Source organism: Gardnerella lacydonensis, assembly GCF_048545055.1.
Classification (GTDB): Bacteria; Actinomycetota; Actinomycetes; order Actinomycetales; family Bifidobacteriaceae; genus Bifidobacterium; species Bifidobacterium vaginale_C.
This window is the reverse complement of sequence record NZ_JBKQXT010000003.1, coordinates 119,250-137,303: the sequence shown is the minus strand read 5'-3', so window position 1 is coordinate 137,303 and position 18,054 is coordinate 119,250. Positions and strand designations below refer to the sequence as shown.

The window sequence follows — 18,054 nt, the reverse complement described above, 5'->3', positions numbered from 1 at the left end:
AATTACTATTATCAGACTATTCATAACCAACGAAATTGCTCATAACGCGTCTAGTCTGTTGGGTAATCTGCAAACATGACATGGAATCCATTCGTAAAAAAATCTGCTGATAATGGTGCACAAAATGGCGATCAATCAGCGACTAATGAAAATAGTGAAAATAAAATAGAAAATAAGGCAAAGACTCGCACAAAGAACGCTCCAACGCCGAAGCAAAGCGAAGCTACAGCGCAGAATCTTAGACCGTTAGTTCCAACGGATAGAAAAGCAAGCGCAAAGGCTGCGCGAGCTAGATTGCGCGAAAAAGAAAATGCTCAATATGATGCGATGAAAAATGGAGACTTAGCTCATATGCCAAAGTCGGAGCAGCTTCCATGGAGAGTTTATATTCGAGATTATGTAGATGCGCGTTTCAACATTGGCGAATTTTTTGTGCCGTTTGCAATCGTGATTATGCTCTGCATATTCTTAACTCAAAACTTCTTATCCACTAAGTATATTGCTCTATATTTTGCTCTTGCGATTGTTCTTTACGCATATCTTTTTGCTGCAATTATTGACGTTATAATAATGTGGCGTAAGCTTCGTAAAGAGCTTGTTAAACGATATGGCGAAGTTTCTGTTGGCAAAAGCTCTAGATCCGCTATGTATGCTTGCAGTCGAGCAATACAAATGCGCAGATGGAGACTTCCAAAGCCGAGTACACCAAAGCGCGGTAATTGGCCTAAATAAATCGCTAGTATACTAACAAAGCTATGATTTATAGCATAAGCGTGTTTAGGGTATGATTACTAAGCAATAAAGCAACAAAATACAAAGCAATAAAACGCTAATATTATGTATTAGGGGATAAACGCAAATGGCAAACGATAAAGCAAAAGGCATTAAGAAGCCAGGCATGATTTCACAGATTGTGCGTATTTACAAGTACACGCATACAGACGATAAGCAGCTTCCACTTTGGCTTGGCTTAGCTTTTGTAGCTCCTGTTGTGCTGTGCATTGTAGCTGGTGTTATTATTAGATGGTCCATTTTGACTTGGATCATGATGGTAATAACAGCGCTTATGCTGGGTCTTTTACTGTTTACTGTTGTTCTCACTAAACGCGCAGATAAGGTTGGCTATGCAAGATTAGAAGGAAAGCCTGGAGCTGCAGCTGGCATTGTATCTGCTATTAACAAAGGCGGATTCACTTTCCCTCAACAACCTGTGTGGGTTGATCCTCGTACAAAAGATGCTATTTGGCGAGGAACTGGCTTTAACGGAATCTTCCTTGTTGGCGAAGGTAACTATGAGCGTTTAAGCCAAGCTATGAATCGCCAAGAGCACGCAATTAAAAGTGTTACAGCAGGATCTAATATTCCTGTTTACCGCATTTGCGTTGGTAATGGTGAAAATCAAGTTAAACTTAGGGATTTAAGAAGTAAGGTTTTAAAAGCTAAAACTTTAATGCCTACAAATCACAAGTTTGCTTTGCTTAAGATGATTCACCCTAATCGTCGCTTCTTCCTCACTAAAACTGAGCTTGCAATTTTGAATGATCGTTTGCGTACTCTACAGGGCAAATCTGGGTTCGGTATTCCAAAAGGAATTGACCCAACTCATGCTCCTCGAGTAAGTCGCAGAGCTTTAAGAGGAAAATAAATCATAGGTTTTAAATAAAAAACATAAAAATAAACCAGACGTTCCAATTGGTTCGTCTGGTTTTAATATATTTTAAGCGATTTTATATAACTTTATATGACTTTACGCAATTATACTTTACGCAATTATTATTCGCGCGTTATCTGCGACTCTACCCAATCCACAATGTAAGGAGCGCACTCCTCCACTTGGTCCATTGCAATCTCAAACTCTTTAGGACCTCCGTACCATGGGTCAGCCAAATCTAAAACAGCTTCGCGACCAGCTTGTGGTTTTTCTAAAGATGGATCAAACGATCTATACATGTGAACAAGACCACGTTTTTGCGCTGGAATAATCCTGAGCAAAGATTGCATATGCGAAGCAGTCATTGGAAGAAAAAGATTTGTTTCCTCTATTTCGTCTCGCTCAATCCTATGCGCAAAATGGCTTAACGGCAAAGAATAACCCCTACTTTTAAGCTCTCTTTGTGCACGCCTATCAATCGGATTCCCGTATTCTTCGTCGCTTACGCCGCATGATTTTACAGCAACAACATCGCTTAATCCTCTAAGCTTAAACTCGTTACGCAAAACGATTTCTGCCATTGGAGATCTGCAAATATTCCCTGTACAAACCGTCATAACAACATATGGATGCTTAGCATCTACATGAATTTTGTTTAAAGATTCCATACATATCCTTAATCTAGCTTATTTTTTAGCTTTAATTGACTTATATACCATAAACTTGTATTTTGCGTCGAATTGTTTTGCACCAACTTTTATAGCTGATTCTTGCCAATCGCCATCACATGCAACTTTCCACAATCCATCATCTACAAGTCTCTGAATGTTAGGAGCAAACGTATCCGCTTCTACTCTGGTGTCAATTTGAGTTACGTATGCAGCGTCAACAATTTTTGACTCAATCACTTCTTTAAAAATTGCTCCGCCTCCAATAATCCAAATTGCGCTACCATCTTTAGGCAAATCCAAAGAATCTATATGCTCAATAGGATTATCTTCAATCCATTTTTTTGCGTAGCATATTGCTTCTTCAATGCTTGTAAAACTTTTTGCACCATCTGGATTAAAATCTGGATTCCTAGAAACAACAATATTTTCTCGCCCAGGAAGAGGACGGAACTTTTCTGGCATAGAATCCCAAGTTCCCCTACCCATTATTACTGGGCAAGAAATTGTCATGGCTTTAAAATAGCGCAAATCTGGGGAAAGTCTCCATGGCATACCACCATTTACGCCCATTGCCCCTACGCGTCCTTCAAGATCGTATGCCTGTCCCCAAATTAAACGCACAGGAATATCGTTTGCCATAAAACTCCTAGTCAAAAACTCAAACTAATAATCAACTAATAAATAAGATCACACAGCTACAGGAGCTTTAATCGTAGGATGATGCTTATAATCAACAACCTTAAAATCACTGTACTCATAGTCAAAAATTGAATCAGCTTTATGAATTTCAATCTTAGGGTAAGGATATGGCTGTCTAGAAAGCTGTTCTAAGACTTGCTCTACGTGATTATCGTAAATATGGCAATCGCCACCAGTCCAAACAAACTCTCCTGGCTCTAATCCTGCTTGCTGAGCCATCATCATTGTAAGAAGAGAATAAGAAGCAATGTTAAACGGCACTCCAAGAAACATATCGCAAGAACGCTGGTAAAGCTGGCAAGAAAGCTTGCCGTCAGCAACGTAGAACTGGAAAAGCGAGTGGCAAGGAGGTAAAGCCATGTTTTCAACTTCTGCAGGATTCCAAGCACTGACAATCATCCTTCTAGAATCAGGATGATTTTTCATAAGATTAAGAACATTAGCAATCTGGTCGATTGTGCGATTAGGATTTTCTTGAGTAGGCGCTGGCCAACTACGCCACTGAACGCCATAAACAGGACCTAAATCGCCATTTTCATCTGCCCACTCATCCCAAATATGCACGCCATTTTCCTGCAACCAACGCACATTACTAGAACCTTTAAGGAACCAAAGAAGCTCATATGCAAGTCCCTTAAAGAACACTGTTTTTGTGGTTATAAGCGGAAAACTCTTGCTTAAGTCAAATCGAATTTGTTGACCAAAAAGAGATATTGTTCCAGTACCAGTGCGATCCGATTTTAAAGTACCTTCCATAAGTATTTTTCTAACCAAATCCTCATAAGGTGTAGGAATATCGGAAGTAGGTTTCTGTGGTACGCGAGAGCGGATATCCGCAAGTTCTTCTTGAGTTAAAGCCATGAGATTATTTTATCATTAGCTAAATTCAACACCACCAAAAGTAAATATAAGAAATATAAGAACAAGAATCAAACTGAAATCAAAGCATACTAGTTATAATAGGTTTGTCTTAAAAAATAAAAGTTAAAAACAAATAGACATAAGCACAAACATAATCACAATGTGTGAATGTATAAAAATGCAAAGGAGCAAAAATGACTAGAAGAATATGGGTTGAACGTTTAGAAGACGGATCTTGGCAAGCACAAAGTGATGATGGCGCAACACTCAAATTTGGTAAAGGAGAAGGGCAATTTTCACCGGTAGAATTAATGCAAATAGCATTAGCTGGATGTACAGCTTTAAGCAGCCAGTACGCTGTTGAGCATGCGCTCGGAGAAGGAAAAGGTGCTCGAGTTCTTGTAAATGGAACTTATGATCCAGAAGAAGGAACTTACTTAAGATTCCAAGAAGATGTAACAGTTGATGCTACAAACGCAAAACCTGCTTTAAACGATGAGAATGCAAAAGAACTAAAAGAACGCATGGAAAGACATATCAACAAGGGTTGCACAGTTAAGCACACTCTTGAACGAGGCGCGCAAGTGCGTGTAACAGTAAATGTGAGACACTAAAAACGCTAAAAATCACAATTTGTGGCGCAATAACTTACACAATGCTACACTTTTAAGGTTGTTAGAGCTATTTATGTAACTGGAGGAAACTTTGAAAATCGCGATTTTTACAGAAACATATCCACCATACATAAATGGCGTAGCAACGCAATCCTACATGCTTAAAAAAATGTACGAGGAACTTGGACACGAGGTTCTTGTTGTTACAGTCGGATCCGAAAGACAGCGAAAAACTAAGCTTGTAGACGGAGTTGTATACGTTCCAGGAATACTTCTTAAAAAGTTATACAAGTATAGGGTTGCAATTCCGATTGGAAACATGCGCAAAAAATTCCCTATCAACTTTAAACCAGATGTTATTCATATACAAAACGAGTTTGGCATTGGTGAAATAGGTCTAGAAGTTGCTAAAAAAGAGCATGTTCCTGTTATTTATACTCTTCATACAGAGTACGATAAGTTCCTGTTTTATATTGGTCTAAAGCATTTTACAGAGTTTTCTAGGAATATTTCAGCAAAATATTTTACGCGATTTTCTAAAAACGCAACAATTATTACTAGTATGTCTGCTAAGGCTCAAGCTTATATTGATCGTCAAAAAGTCGATAAAAAAGTTGTTGTTCTTAGCAATGCAGTTGAATATAAAAAGTTCTTGCCTACACCAGAGCGAATTGCTTTTAGGAAAGAATTCCGTAAAAAATACGGTATTGCTGATTCTACGAAACTCTTCGTTTTTGTTGGAAGAATCGGAGCAGAAAAGAATATCTCTGAGCTGATTGATAACTTTATGTATTGTGATTTTCCGCGCGAATTAGCTAGACTCGTTGTTATTGGCGGAGGACCTGATTTAGAAGACTTGCGTAAGAAAGTAGCTAGCAAAGGATTTGAAGATAGAATCTACCTACTAGGTCCTATTGAACACACGCAAATTCCTAAGTATTTGCACGCTATGGACTACTACACTACCGCTTCCCTATCGGAGATGCATTCACTTTCTATGCTTGAAGCCATGGCATCTGGATTATTTGCTCTCGTAAAGCACGATATCCCTAATGAAAATCAGATTATTAGTGGCAAAAATGGTTATCAGTGGGATTCTAGAGAAGACTTTAAACAAGTGTTTAGTCGCGTTCTTAACATGAGCGAAGAAGAGCAAGCACAACTAAAAGCAAATGTTCTTGAATACTCAAAGAACAATGACTTCAAAAAGCAAGCTCAAGAGTTAATTAAAATTTATAAACTTGCTATTGAAATGAACAATAACGAACTCGCTAAAAAACGTGCTGCTCGCGAAGCAAGACGCGCGCGCTTTTTACTTAAAAACAAGTAAAAATCAAAATAGTTGCTAGCTTTGAAACAAAATAGCGTCCAAAACACTGTTTTAGTGCTCTGGACGCTATTTTCTACTACAAGCTACTAGTGAAGCGGATCAATAGTTTGCTCGATTTCTTTAGCAGCTTCAACACCAGCTTTTGGAACATCAACTGTATGAACGCCACTTATAGAATCAATAGCACTAGTATCGTTACTTATCTTAGACTGCTGTGCTACTTGAGCAGCGCTTAACTCCACATACTTACGTGGAACCACATACACTGGTCTAGAGGAATGCTGTAACAGACCCTGACTAATAGAACCAAGAAGCAATCCTGTAAAACCACCCCTGCCCCTAGAGCCAACAACAACCAAATCATTGTTTAAGCTCGCTTGAGTCAAAGCGTTTACAGCAGAGCCTGGAACTACAGAACGATGAATCTTTAGATTTGGCAAACGCTGCAAAATAGGCTTTACTCTCTCATCAAGATCTTCCATATAAGATCCCATAACAGCAGTGTCACCTTCCGCACCCTGAACGCTAGGAACAGCAGAAATCACATCTAATTGCGCATTCCAACTATCAGCCAAATCTGCAGCAATCTCAAGAGCTTTTAATCCCCACTTAGACTCGTCAGAACCAACAGCAATCTTAGAAATCTTATTGTTCAAGTGAATTCGCTGACCATCATCATCCGTATATGGAACAACAACAATTGGGCAATAAGCGTAGGCTGGAAGCGAAGAACTTGTTGTGCCGAGCAAGCGCTCAGCCAATCCGCCTTTACCTCGGTTACCAATAACAATAAGCTGATAGTTCCTAGAAAGCTCTACAAACACAGAAGAAGGATCGCCAGTAACAATTAACGTTGTTGCATCCACGCCCTGTTCTAAAGCTACAGCTTTTGCTTTAGAAAGAATCTCCTGTGCATCTTGATGAGCAACATTATCATCACCAATCGCAGTATAAGTCGCATCAAAAGATACAGCTGCATAACTAGGTAAAGAATATGCACAAACTATTTGAAGCTGTAATCCAGCATGCTTAGCATAATTAGATGCCCACCATACAGCCTTATAGCTCGCATGAGAACCATCAACACCTACAAGAACAGCTTTTTCTTGTGTAATAACATCTTGTGCCATCTAGATCCTCCTAGCATCGCGCGATTTTTTATTTTCTTAAATACTTTAAATACTAGAATAGCGCGTTTAAGGTAGTCGCGTCTATCGCGACACAACAAACCTAAGGATTAACGGCAAAATTAATTAAAAATAACCTAAAAACGCATCAAAACTACTAACAAAAACTAAAAGTGGTATCCATAAAATCATGAATACCACTCAAAAATCAAATTGTCAGAAGATTCTACGAATAGAATAAGATCCTGAAAAAACATATCTAATAGGATCATACTGAGTTCCAGCATACTGAGAATTAATAACCATTCCATTGCCAACATAAATAGATGCATGAGTACCATTGGCAATTATGTCACCAGGCTGAGCCTGAGCTAAACTCGGAACAGCCGTACCTACAGTAGCCTGAGCTCCAGAAGTTCGCGGCAAAGAAATACCCATATTGGCAAAAACGTACTGCACAAAACCAGAGCAATCCCAACCAGCAGGAGTTGTTCCACCAGAACGATAAGGCACTTTACCTAAAAACTGAGCAGCAAAATTAAGCATCGCAGAAACAGACTGATTATCTGGAGGAGCAACAAAGTACGTCATAGGCCCAACGCCATTACGTGCTCCAGAACGGCTTGCAGCAGCGTCGAAGCCATCAGCAGAATTATTCTGCGCCTGTTGCTGTTGCAGGCGAGACTGTTCAAGCGCAAGTTCAGAAGCACTCTTAGTCTGCGGAACATCCAAAGACTCAATACCACCCCAATGAGAATTAGCATCAACATCGGTAGAAGTGGATTCTGTAAACAAATCACGCTTAACATCAGTAATCTTAGGGAAAGAACGTGTAGATGTAACTGCTGATTCTTCAGCAGAAGCGGAAGCACAAGCAAGCGGAATCATAGCAGCAACAAGCGCTGCAGATACAAATCCTGCAAATACAGAAGAAAAAATCTTATCTCGCTTAATCATCATTAGCGATGTTAGCATGGTAATACTACAAACTAATACCACAAACAAAATTCGCACGCACTATTTACAGCACAAAAGCAAGCACAGACATACGTATAAAATCCAGAATAGACTAGAAAATCGCAAAACGTAGCAACAGATATTAAGATGATATTAAAATGTCAAAATATTAAAATACCAAATAGTCTAGTAATGGATAAATTCAAAAGCTGAAGTTTCATTCGGATTTACAACCCTAGAGAAAGTCCTACCATGAAGCTCCGCACTAGACTCAGATGTTTCAATAGAACCATCAGGATTAATTTTTTCAACAACAGCAACATGACCATAAGTACGATTAACGCCAGCCTGACCGCGACCAAACACCATAATATCGCCAACGTGACGAGGCGTACGATCTACCCAATATCCAAGCTTTCGAGCAGTCAAACCCCACATCCAGCCGTCTCCCATATTAGAACCAACAGGAAGACCAAGCTGATGCCTACGAACATAAACCCACCAAGTGCACTGGCTAAACTCATACGCATTCCCAGAATCGCCAGAACTATGATTTGGATTAAATCCAGCAGGTAAAGAATTAACGTCTGAATCCATTAAAATAGCAACCTGCGGATTGTTCGCAGAAGACTTAGACATTTCAGAAACTTTAAAATCTGAATTAGAACCTAAATCCCACTTAGACTCATGAGACGATCTAGTAGAGAAAGCGTTTAAATCAGCTTCGAGACCAGCAACAGCACTGCTGAACTTCAAATATTTATCAGCACGATCTAACTTTTCACGCTGACTAGAACGAGAAGCAGCTTGATCATTAGAATCATTGGAAAAATTAATCTCAGAAGCATATTGCTTTGAAGCAAAAGAACCAAAACCATTAGTCTTGCTCAAAGCCATAGACGTCAATGCAGCACCAACTATAGCTACTAAAGACGTAGAAACAATAATACAATTCTTACGTTCTCTAGATTCACGAGCTAAACGAATCTCACGACGAGTACGAGGAGCAGAAGACATTTGCAAACTCTGAGCCACAGATTCACTCAAACCCACAACTGCACCATTATTCGCACAAACCGCTTCGGCAGAACGCTCAGAATTAACACTGGAAGTATGAGAAGACGAAAAAAGCATAAAAGGCGAAACGAAACGCCCCTTTGCTTTCTTAGCACCATGTGCACCATGTCTCATAAAAAACCACTCCCGAAATTGTTCAAAGCGTCACGTCAAAACGGCACCTACAAAGCTCAAGACTACAACGTGGTACGGATGTGATAAAAATAGTGTCGAAAAAGAAAATAGCAAAATTTAGACGTATATCATAAACGTATATCATCAAAAAAATATAACCAAAAATTGATATTAGACATTACTAGATGTATGGTTAATCATATGAAGCTCGCACCGATTATTAACCCAGATGCGCGCAAAGAGGCACCAAAGCCATTGCGCGTAGACCTGTGCAAAGCATTTATGGCTGGAACAGTTCTATGGCTTATAGCATCGATAATCACTGTTGTGCTCGCAATCTTACACTTTCTACTATGGTTTTTTGCAGTAGTGTGCCTTAGCGGATTTGTAATAGGTATTTTGCTCCTAATTTGGGAACACTTTGACCGTTGGGATTATAGAAGACTAGGAAAGTAAAACACTTAACACGATTAAGCGAACTATTTTGCATCCGATTTTGCAAGCGGAATCGCAAAATTAACCGTAGTACCCTGCCCTGGTCTACTCCACAATGTAATGCTACCGTGATGAGTAAGAGCCACGTGCTTAGCAATAGCAAGACCCAAACCAACACCATCCTGACTTCCGTCGTTCTGGTTATCCGAACGATAAAAACGCTCGAAAATACGAGGCTGATCACGCAACGCAATACCAGAGCCACAATCAACAACACGAATCACTGCAAACTGAGAGTCATCAGACTTTAACGCTGAAATCGCCACACTGCTATTTGCTGAAGAATAGATAATGGCATTCTCAACAAGTTTACGCACAGCAGCGCTGATTTGTGAAAAACTTCCTAGAACACTAAGCGAAGAATCAGACTTAACACAAAGACGCACATTTCGACTCAAAGCAAGATCTGAAACTTGATTGTGAACATCTTTTAACACGCTCAAGACGTTCACAGCACTCGCCTTAGACACATCTATAGGCTTCTGAGCACTCATAAGAAGCAGAAGATCTTCCAGCATATGTTCCAGGCGTTTAGAAGACCTCTGAGCTTTTAAAGACACTTCCTTAACACGATTAAGAGTAACATTATTATCCTGCAAAAGTTCTGTAAGACTAGAAATCATTCGAGTAGAGCTAATAAGTTGTTGAGAAACATTACTTATAAAATCATCTCTAGTCTGCTCAAAACGATGCGTAGCACTAGTGTCATTTAAAATAACAACAACCTTGCCTGCTCCAACACTTCCAACAGTAACATTAAGCCAATTAGGTCTAGAAACTGTGGAAGCATCAGACGATTTATCAGTTTTATTCGAGGAAAAGTCGCCAGCAACCGTAGCTGATTTTAATAACACAGCACTGTCACCAGCAAAATTACCATTAAAATCAGAGCCTTCACCAATAGTTATATACCGCTCAGGAGTAAAAGTAACTAAATCAAAACTCTCAAAACCGCCAGACTCGCGCACCCTATTTACAGAATCCAAAACTCTCGGTTGAACAATAGAATCATCAACAACAACACCAAGCGTATAACTATCAGAACTAGCTCGTAAAACATCATTATCAGCATCGATAACAATAGTCGCAGCAGACAGCATAGATAAAATCGCACACGCATCTGAACTTATATCATCTGAATTATTATCAACTGAATATTCATCATCTTCATCATCACTAAAACTACGTTTACCTAAAATTTTTAAAATCTTCTTAAACCTACTACGAAAAATACTACGCAAACCACCTGCTATACGATTTACAACAGAACTAAAAAACGGTCTAAAAACACTACGAAATATTGGAAAAAGCGAATCAACAACAAACATAACAATTACGATTGCAACACAAATAGCAATCAAAGCAAACACTACAAATACAACCAATGGCGAAGATGTAGAATCCTGAAACATACTCTTAAAGAATACTACAATGCTCTCACATTTTAATATTCGACTAACATTCTACAAAAACACAACTAAGCACACGCTTATACGTGCTTTGAATAGTCTATACTTGATTAGGGTTTAGTTTAAAACAAAATAATTTTAAAACACAAAACGTCAATACACGTTGGCAATATACGACTGCAATATAAGTCAACACAGGCACCAAAAAAGAAAGGACGCACCATGCGAGTGATTTTCAACGAAGAGATGAAGGCAGTTGCATTAAACATTGAACGCATGGCAGAGCTTGTTGCAAAAGCCATGAACGATGCTGGAAATGCTTTATTAAATTCTGATTTAGAATCTGCACAAGCAGTTATAGACAATGATACTCAACTAGATTCACTAGAAAATAGCGTTATAGATCAATGCTTAACATTGCTAGCTAGACAAAATCCTGTAGCAACAGATTTGCGAGAAGTAGTAGCAACCATGCGTTTGGCTGCGACTTTTGAGCGCATGGGAGATTTAACAAGTCACGTTGCGCAAATCGCAAGAAGAAATTGGCCTGATTGCGCAATACCAAGTCAAGCAAAAGAAACTGTTGAAAAAATGGTTGACTTTTTGCATGTTCTTGCAGGTCAATTAACAGACATGCTTTCAAATAGAGACGTTAATGTAGCAGATGCAATTATTCACGGCGACGACGTAATGGATAAGTTACACGAACACATTTTTGCGCTTGTAGAAGGCGAAGATTGGAACGGCACTAGAAAACAATTGATTGACTTGGTGCTTCTAAGCAGATTCATGGAGAGAATCGGCGATCATTCAGTTGCTGCAGCAAGGCAAGTTGTATTTATTGTTTCTGGATTTGACCCAACTAAGAAGCCAGAACCAGATAAAGACACGGTTGTGGCATAAATACGGTTGTGGCACAGAACACGATTTTTGAATAGAAACCTAAAAAGTAGCTTGTAAAATAAAAGTAGGCTTGCAATTAATTTTGCAAACCTACTTTTTATTTAAGTTAATTTAAGATAATTAAGCTAACTTAAGCTAATCAAACTCACTTCTGACCTTGAGCAGCCACGGCGGCAGCACCAGCAGCAGCAGCTTCTGGATCCAAATACTCGCCACGAGGCTTAATTGGCTTGAAGTTCTCATCCAACTCGTAAAGCAGAGGAATAGCGGTTGGAATATTCACCTTGGAAATCTCTTCTTCGCTCAAGTTGTCAAGCATCTTAACGATTGCTCGCAAGCTGTTGCCGTGAGCTGCAATCATTACAGTCTTGCCAGACTTAAGCTCTGGAATAATATCGGACTCCCAGTAAGGAGTTACGCGAGTCACAACGTTCGCCAAAGCTTCAGTTTCTGGAACTGGATCGCCTGCGTAACGAGGATCATTCGTCTGAGAATACTCATCGTTTGGATCAATCTCAGGAGGTGGAGTTGCGTAAGAACGACGCCAAATCATGAACTTCTCATCGCCATATTCCTGACGAATCTCAGACTTGTTCTTACCTTGCAAAGCACCATAATGACGCTCGTTTAAACGCCAGCTACGACGAACTGGAATCCACAAGCGGTCGGCTGCATCAAGCGCGTAATTCGCGGTGTTGATAGCACGACGAAGCAAAGAAGTGAACACGATGTCTGGAAGAACATTCTTCTCTTTAAGAAGCTCGCCACCATGCTTAGCTTCCTCAACACCCTGCTCAGTCAGCGGTACATCAACCCAACCAGTGAACTGATTGGTCTTATTCCATGCGCTCTGACCATGTCGGAGCAATACTAATTTATATGTCATAATTACCTAGTCTATTCGTTTCGTACGACTACTTACATAAAAGTAAGCAAACACGAAAAATTTAATAGAAAAAGCCGATGAATGTTTAAACAACATCCAACGGCTTTACAATCTACTAAAATCTATCAATTAGCGAAGAGGCTTTACGAGTGGGAAGGTAATCGTCTCGCGAATGGTTGCGCCCGTAAGCGCAATCAGCAAGCGGTCAATACCCATTCCCATGCCGCCAGCAGGAGGCATACCGACGCCGAGAGCCTCAATGAAGTCCTCGTCAATATCCATTGCCTCAACATCTCCAGCCAAAGCATCCTTAGCTTGAGCCACAAAGCGCTCGCGTTGCACAACAGGATCGTTAAGCTCGGAGTAGCCAGTTGCAAGCTCAAATCCGCGCACATACAAATCCCACTTTTCAACCATTCCAGGCTTCGTGCGATGACCCTTAACAAGCGGGCTGGTCTCCACTGGGAAGTCACGCACAAACGTTGGCTCATAAAGCTTATCCTCGTAGAAGTGCTCCCACAAGTGCTCAACCAACTTGCCGTGATTCTCAACTTCGTCGCGCTCAACTCCAAGCTTGTCTGCTATTGCACCCAAATGCTCAACAGAAGTTTCTGGCGTAATCTCCTCGCCCAAAGCTTCGGAAAGCGAGCCGTACATGGTGATCTGCTTCCACTCGCCGCCAAAATCGTACTCTTCGCCATTAAGCAAAGTCACCTTAGTGGAGCCGAATGCGTCTACAGCAGCCTTTTGGATCAGCTCTTTAGTAAGAGCACCAATCGTATCGTAAGTACCGTAAGCTTGATATGCCTCGAGCATTGTAAACTCTGGAGCGTGAGTTGCGTCCACGCCTTCGTTTCTAAAATCGCGGTTGATTTCAAACACGCGGTCAATGCCACCAACCAGGCAGCGCTTCAAGAAAAGCTCTGGCGCAATACGCAAATAAAGATCAATGTCGAAAGCATTCATGTGAGTTGTGAATGGACGAGCAGCAGCACCGCCGTGAACCGTTTGCAACATTGGTGTTTCAACTTCCAAGAAGTCGTGGCTGTCGAAAGTGCGACGGAGAGAAGCCACTGCATGCGAACGCCTGCGAACCATATCGCGAATCTTCTCGTCTGCAATCATGCCAATATACGGCTTGCGCGTACGAGTATCGTCACTTAATTCCTTGTGCAAAGCTGGAAGTGGCTGCAAAGCCTTAGCTGCAATCGCCCACTCGGTTGCAAATACGGAAAGCTCGCCAGTCTTAGAAGAAATCACGCGACCGCGAACGTACAAGTGGTCACCCAAATCCACCATCTGCTTGAAGCTTTTAATGGATTCTTCGCCAATTTCCTTCTTGGAAACCATCGCCTGAATCGTAGTGCCGTCACCAGCAGAAAGCTTAACGAAGCACAAGCCACCAGCATTACGCAAGAAAAGCACGCGACCTGCAATACCAACCTCAGTATCGGTTTCTTCGCCAGCTTCAAGCTTGCCGTCAAAATCAGCACGAACCTTTTCGATAGTATCCGTAACGTTAAGATGCACTGGATATGGCTGCACACCCTCCTTAAGCATCATCGCGCGCTTAGCAACGCGCATCTGCACCTGCTCTGGGTGCGCAAGCGGACCAAACTCTTTATTGCTTGGATCAATTGCTTCGTCAAGAGTAGCACCATCATTTACGCGCTTAGCAATAGCCTCATCTTGAGCGAGAAGCATCTCAGCATGCTCAACGGTGTCAATTTCATTGGCGTTATCTGTTACGTCATTTTCTGCGGCGTTTTGTGCGGCAGACATTGCAGTATTCGTGTCAGTCATAAACGCCAATTGTAGCTACTAGGGAATACAGATAAGCGAGTCGCAAATGCACTTTATTGTGCTAATAGATTGATTACGCTAATCATTTTTGCAACAAATATACATTTTTATAGAAATATTTATATTTTTCTGTTTTCGAAAGAAAAATACATTTACAGTAAAACTTTTTATTATTTTATTAAGATATACAAAATTATTTACGAAAAGTTACATCATTTTGCAAATATTGCGGAGACCATGCAGCCTCAAAAGAATACAAGCGAATTTTTAATAAAATTTCAAAAGAATTTATTTGACAACGACACACACTGTTAATTTGTAGCAAGTTCACGCTAATATAACCACGTTGTCGGAGTGTTGCATGAGCGATTACGACATGTAGTTGCATCATGTATTCGTAAGATGAATTCACGATGAGTAATCTCTATTGAGTTCGCACAATCGACATCGGGCTGTAGCGCAGTTTGGTAGCGCGCTTCGTTCGGGACGAAGAGGCCGCGGGTTCAAATCCCACCAGCCCGACTTTTGTTTTTGCACAATCGCGCATGTTGCAGCACTCTTATAAACGCATAATTCTGTATAAACGCATAATTCTGTATGATTGAGTAGTGAGCAAAACGGAATTTAATCGCAAAAAGCAAGGTGGCTTAAATGATAAAAGCAGATCAATTATATAAAGAGCTTGACAATATGTTTGCAAGCCACGCAAACGCGCAAGAAATCGAAAAATACCTGCTAAATGCGCTAAACCAATCGCAAGAAGAAGCACTTAAAGAAACACAAAATAAAGAATCTAAAGAAAAAGCAAATTGCGCGTACGATAAATCACAAGAAGCAAACGCTCAAGCATTGCAGCTATCTGTGTTAAACGAGTTGATGGGATTTTATCGCTCTCGAGGAGAGCATGCGAAAAATCAACCAATTATCAATCGCGCTCTAAATATTGCAAACGAAATGCAACTATCTGGCACCGAAGCTGGCACAACAACACTTATAAACGCTGCTACTAGCCTTCGCGCGGCTGGCGATTACGATCGTGCAGCAGAAATATATTCTCAAGCTCTTAAAGAATCATCGAAAACACTAAAACCAAACGATAGAAAACTCGCTGCCCTTCACAACAATCTTTCAATGCTTTACAGCGAAACAGGCAAAATTAAAGAAGCAATAGATCAGCTTGAAAAAGCATTGGACATATTGCAAAAATCGAGTGTCAATCCTTCAACAGACATAGATATAGCAGCAACTCACACCAATATTGCGCTTGCTATTTTGCAAGAGTGCTCGCAGCCTAACGTAAGCACTAACAGCAAATCTGCAACTCTTAACTCTGCTCTTGAACACGCACAAATGAGTTTAAAAATATACAAAGATGGAAATAACCAAAATCAACCGCATTATGCATCTGCTTTAGCTGGATATGCGCAAGTTCAATACGCACGAAAAGAGTATTCCGACGCTGTAAAAGCGTACAGTGAAGCTCTAGATTTAATAGCACAATGTTACGGAAAAGATAGCGAGTCATATGCTATAACGTTGGAGAATCTGCAGCAAGCACAGGATGCAGCAGAAAAATTTACAGCTACAAGCGCGGCGGATGCGATTCAATACGATTCGGAAAAGTCGCCAGCAACCGATGAGCTGCATCCAGAGTCAAATAAAATTATAAAAACAGAAGATAATCCTAAAATAAAAAACGGCATGCAGCTTGCAAAATTATATTGGCAAACTTACGGAAAGCAACTACTAGAATTACCAAAATTTAAAAAATATAAAAACCGAATTGCATCGGGATTAGTCGGTCACGGATCAGAATGCTACGGATTTGACGACGAGATTTCTCGCGATCATGATTTTGGACCAGGATTCTGCTTATGGCTTACCGATGAAGACTATGCGGAAATTGGCGAGGATTTGCAAGCAGCTTACAACGATTTGCCACAAGAATTCTATGGTTTTGGATCTCGCAAAGAAACTCCACGCGCTAAATCATGCGAAAGCAGCAAACGAGTCGGAGTATTTAGTACAGCTAGGTTTTTTGAAAACATAACAGGATTTTCCGCCGCGCCAAGTCAAAACGAGCCGCATCTGTGGCTTTCGCTAAGCGAGCCAACACTTGCTGCAGCTACGAACGGCCAAATTTTTGCAGACCCACTTGGAGAATTTAGCAAAACGCGTCAAAGTTTTAAACTCATGCCAGACGATGTGCGAATCTCACTAATATCCAGAAGACTCGGCATGATGGCTCAAGCAGGTCAATACAATGTTCCACGAATGCTAGCGCGAAAAGACGGAGCTGCAGCATGGCTTTCTATAAACGAGTTTGTGCACGCAAGCGCGTCAATCGTATTTTTGCTAAATAACCCAATAAGCGCAGGATATTTGCCATATTATAAGTGGCAATTTGCAGCTTTACGCAAGCTCAGCGCGCGAATGGCGTCTAGGCTTTCAAACGTGTGTAATAAACTTGAATCGCTTATGCGACTAAGTTCCGCAGCATGCTTTGGTGGAAGCGGATTTGGCGAAGGCGGAAAAGGAAGCAGTGAAGCCGAATCTAAAATAAACGAGATCATTCAAAACGTGTGCAATGAAGTAGTGGAAGAGCTTAAATATCAAGGCTTGAGCAATTGCAATGAAACATTTTTAGAATGGCAACGCCCGTATGTTGAAGCACATATTAATTCGCGCGCAACGTGCTTAAGGAGCTTATGATGTGCAATTCATTATCAAATCCAAAAACGCAAAATCCAAAAACGCAAAATCTTGCAGAAGAAATTACAAAACTAGAATGGCAGCAATTTCAGCTTACAGAAAACGAAGGTGGACGCGCAAATTGTCAGGGAGACTGGCAAACGTTCCACATTATGCGCATGAGCCAATTTTTAACTTGGCCTCTTGATTTGCAAAAGTCTTATAAGCAAGATCTTGAGCGTGCAAATAGTGATGGCAGCAATTTGATTACAGAAAAGTATGCGCGAATGATGGAGTCTACTGCGCCGGAAATTTTTGAACGCACAATTAAGCCTTATATTAAGCCGATTTTAGAACCTAGAAAAAGTGCGCAGGAGCAGATTATTTTAACGCAAGTTAAGTGGGCAGATGATTTTCGAAATCACTACCCTCATTTAGGTCTTGCAATGCGCGTTCTAAAAACAAGCGAAGATACAGCAGAAAATACGTCTTTTGAAACGTATTTGCGAGGCGAATTAAGCACTTATTCTGACGATACTTTCGCTAAATACCAGCGTTTTGTAGATAACTTGCGCGCTGAAAATCTAAATCTCACTCAGATGATTATTACAAATACTGTGCGCATGTATAACTACGACTCGCTCGAATCGGCCGAATGCGCGCGCTAGCTATCTCACTTATAAAAAAACTTGCTTAAGGTTGCCGATTTCACGCAGATTAAAAACGACAAGCACTACAGTATGTTGCTAACATCATTCTAGTTTGA

At 40.6% G+C, this 18,054-nt stretch carries 17 protein-coding genes and 1 tRNA gene; 9 read left to right on the top strand and 9 right to left on the bottom strand.

The features are described 5' to 3' along the window. The first annotated feature begins 75 nt into the window (after window positions 1–75). Both ACJV45_RS04435 and ACJV45_RS04430 read left to right on the top strand, forming a co-directional pair. Complete coding sequence (locus ACJV45_RS04435; protein ID WP_004124898.1) at window positions 76–732, top strand: DUF3043 domain-containing protein; 657 nt, start codon at window positions 76–78, stop codon at window positions 730–732. A 127-nt stretch (window positions 733–859) separates the two neighbouring features. After that, complete coding sequence (locus tag ACJV45_RS04430) at window positions 860–1,645, top strand: DUF4191 domain-containing protein (RefSeq protein WP_019262025.1); 786 nt, start codon at window positions 860–862, stop codon at window positions 1,643–1,645. Between the two features lie 128 nt (window positions 1,646–1,773). On the opposite strand, the gene ACJV45_RS04425 is transcribed toward ACJV45_RS04430, so the two are convergent. Genes ACJV45_RS04425 through ACJV45_RS04415 form a run of 3 tightly spaced genes read right to left on the bottom strand, consistent with a single transcriptional unit; the run spans window position 1,774 to window position 3,882 of the window. Beyond that, window positions 1,774–2,319, bottom strand: coding sequence for a low molecular weight protein-tyrosine-phosphatase (locus ACJV45_RS04425; RefSeq protein ID WP_004124893.1), 546 nt, complete (start codon window positions 2,317–2,319; stop codon window positions 1,774–1,776). 18 nt (window positions 2,320–2,337) lie between these two features. Next, window positions 2,338–2,961 (bottom strand): dihydrofolate reductase, encoded by a 624-nt coding sequence (locus ACJV45_RS04420; protein WP_419397735.1) that lies wholly within the window; start codon window positions 2,959–2,961, stop codon window positions 2,338–2,340. A gap of 48 nt (window positions 2,962–3,009) precedes the next feature. Then, window positions 3,010–3,882 carry a thymidylate synthase gene (locus ACJV45_RS04415; protein ID WP_101887868.1) on the bottom strand — a complete coding sequence of 291 codons (873 nt, stop codon included), beginning with the start codon at window positions 3,880–3,882 and terminating at the stop codon, window positions 3,010–3,012. Window positions 3,883–4,076: 194 nt separating this feature from the next. Here ACJV45_RS04415 and ACJV45_RS04410 point away from each other — a divergent pair, with 194 nt between their 5' ends. Further along, window positions 4,077–4,496, top strand: coding sequence for an OsmC family protein (locus ACJV45_RS04410; protein ID WP_004121933.1), 420 nt, complete (start codon window positions 4,077–4,079; stop codon window positions 4,494–4,496). A 91-nt stretch (window positions 4,497–4,587) separates the two neighbouring features. Continuing rightward, entirely contained in the window at window positions 4,588–5,826 is a 1,239-nt protein-coding gene (locus ACJV45_RS04405) for a glycosyltransferase (protein ID WP_032836847.1), read from the top strand. 86 nt (window positions 5,827–5,912) lie between these two features. Here ACJV45_RS04405 and ACJV45_RS04400 read toward each other — a convergent pair whose 3' ends face one another. The 3 genes from ACJV45_RS04400 to ACJV45_RS04390 form a co-directional block, all read right to left on the bottom strand. Beyond that, window positions 5,913–6,956, bottom strand: a complete 1,044-nt coding sequence (locus tag ACJV45_RS04400; RefSeq protein ID WP_004112477.1) for a universal stress protein — start codon at window positions 6,954–6,956, stop codon at window positions 5,913–5,915. Window positions 6,957–7,169: 213 nt separating this feature from the next. Further along, window positions 7,170–7,928 (bottom strand): C40 family peptidase, encoded by a 759-nt coding sequence (locus ACJV45_RS04395; protein WP_020761680.1) that lies wholly within the window; start codon window positions 7,926–7,928, stop codon window positions 7,170–7,172. A 168-nt stretch (window positions 7,929–8,096) separates the two neighbouring features. Then, window positions 8,097–9,101, bottom strand: coding sequence for a CHAP domain-containing protein (locus tag ACJV45_RS04390; protein WP_419397734.1), 1,005 nt, complete (start codon window positions 9,099–9,101; stop codon window positions 8,097–8,099). 189 nt (window positions 9,102–9,290) lie between these two features. Between ACJV45_RS04390 and ACJV45_RS04385 the strand changes: the two genes are divergently transcribed. Next, a complete protein-coding gene (locus ACJV45_RS04385) occupies window positions 9,291–9,557 on the top strand; it encodes a hypothetical protein (protein WP_016815457.1) in 267 nt (88 codons plus the stop codon). Window positions 9,558–9,580: 23 nt separating this feature from the next. Here the strand turns inward: ACJV45_RS04385 and ACJV45_RS04380 are convergent, their stop codons facing one another. Beyond that, window positions 9,581–11,008, bottom strand: coding sequence for a sensor histidine kinase (locus tag ACJV45_RS04380; protein WP_419397733.1), 1,428 nt, complete (start codon window positions 11,006–11,008; stop codon window positions 9,581–9,583). Between the two features lie 219 nt (window positions 11,009–11,227). Between ACJV45_RS04380 and phoU the strand changes: the two genes are divergently transcribed. After that, window positions 11,228–11,908: a phosphate signaling complex protein PhoU gene (phoU, locus tag ACJV45_RS04375; protein ID WP_415681368.1), complete on the top strand. Its 681-nt coding sequence runs from the start codon at window positions 11,228–11,230 to the stop codon at window positions 11,906–11,908. 145 nt (window positions 11,909–12,053) lie between these two features. On the opposite strand, the gene ACJV45_RS04370 is transcribed toward phoU, so the two are convergent. Further along, complete coding sequence (locus ACJV45_RS04370) at window positions 12,054–12,794, bottom strand: phosphoglyceromutase (protein WP_004112459.1); 741 nt, start codon at window positions 12,792–12,794, stop codon at window positions 12,054–12,056. Window positions 12,795–12,923: 129 nt separating this feature from the next. Continuing rightward, a complete protein-coding gene (gene lysS / locus ACJV45_RS04365) occupies window positions 12,924–14,597 on the bottom strand; it encodes a lysine--tRNA ligase (RefSeq protein ID WP_004112457.1) in 1,674 nt (557 codons plus the stop codon). A 448-nt stretch (window positions 14,598–15,045) separates the two neighbouring features. On the opposite strand from lysS, the gene ACJV45_RS04360 reads away from it, so the two are divergent. The 3 genes from ACJV45_RS04360 (at window position 15,046) to ACJV45_RS04350 (ending at window position 17,956) form a co-directional block, all read left to right on the top strand. Continuing rightward, window positions 15,046–15,119: transfer RNA gene (locus ACJV45_RS04360), tRNA-Pro, on the top strand. A gap of 129 nt (window positions 15,120–15,248) precedes the next feature. Then, a complete protein-coding gene (locus ACJV45_RS04355) occupies window positions 15,249–17,309 on the top strand; it encodes a DUF4037 domain-containing protein (protein ID WP_419397732.1) in 2,061 nt (686 codons plus the stop codon). Beyond that, a complete protein-coding gene (locus tag ACJV45_RS04350) occupies window positions 17,309–17,956 on the top strand; it encodes a DUF4125 family protein (protein ID WP_419397731.1) in 648 nt (215 codons plus the stop codon). Before ACJV45_RS04355 ends, ACJV45_RS04350 begins: the two co-directional genes overlap by 1 nt. Window positions 17,957–18,054 lie beyond the last annotated feature (98 nt).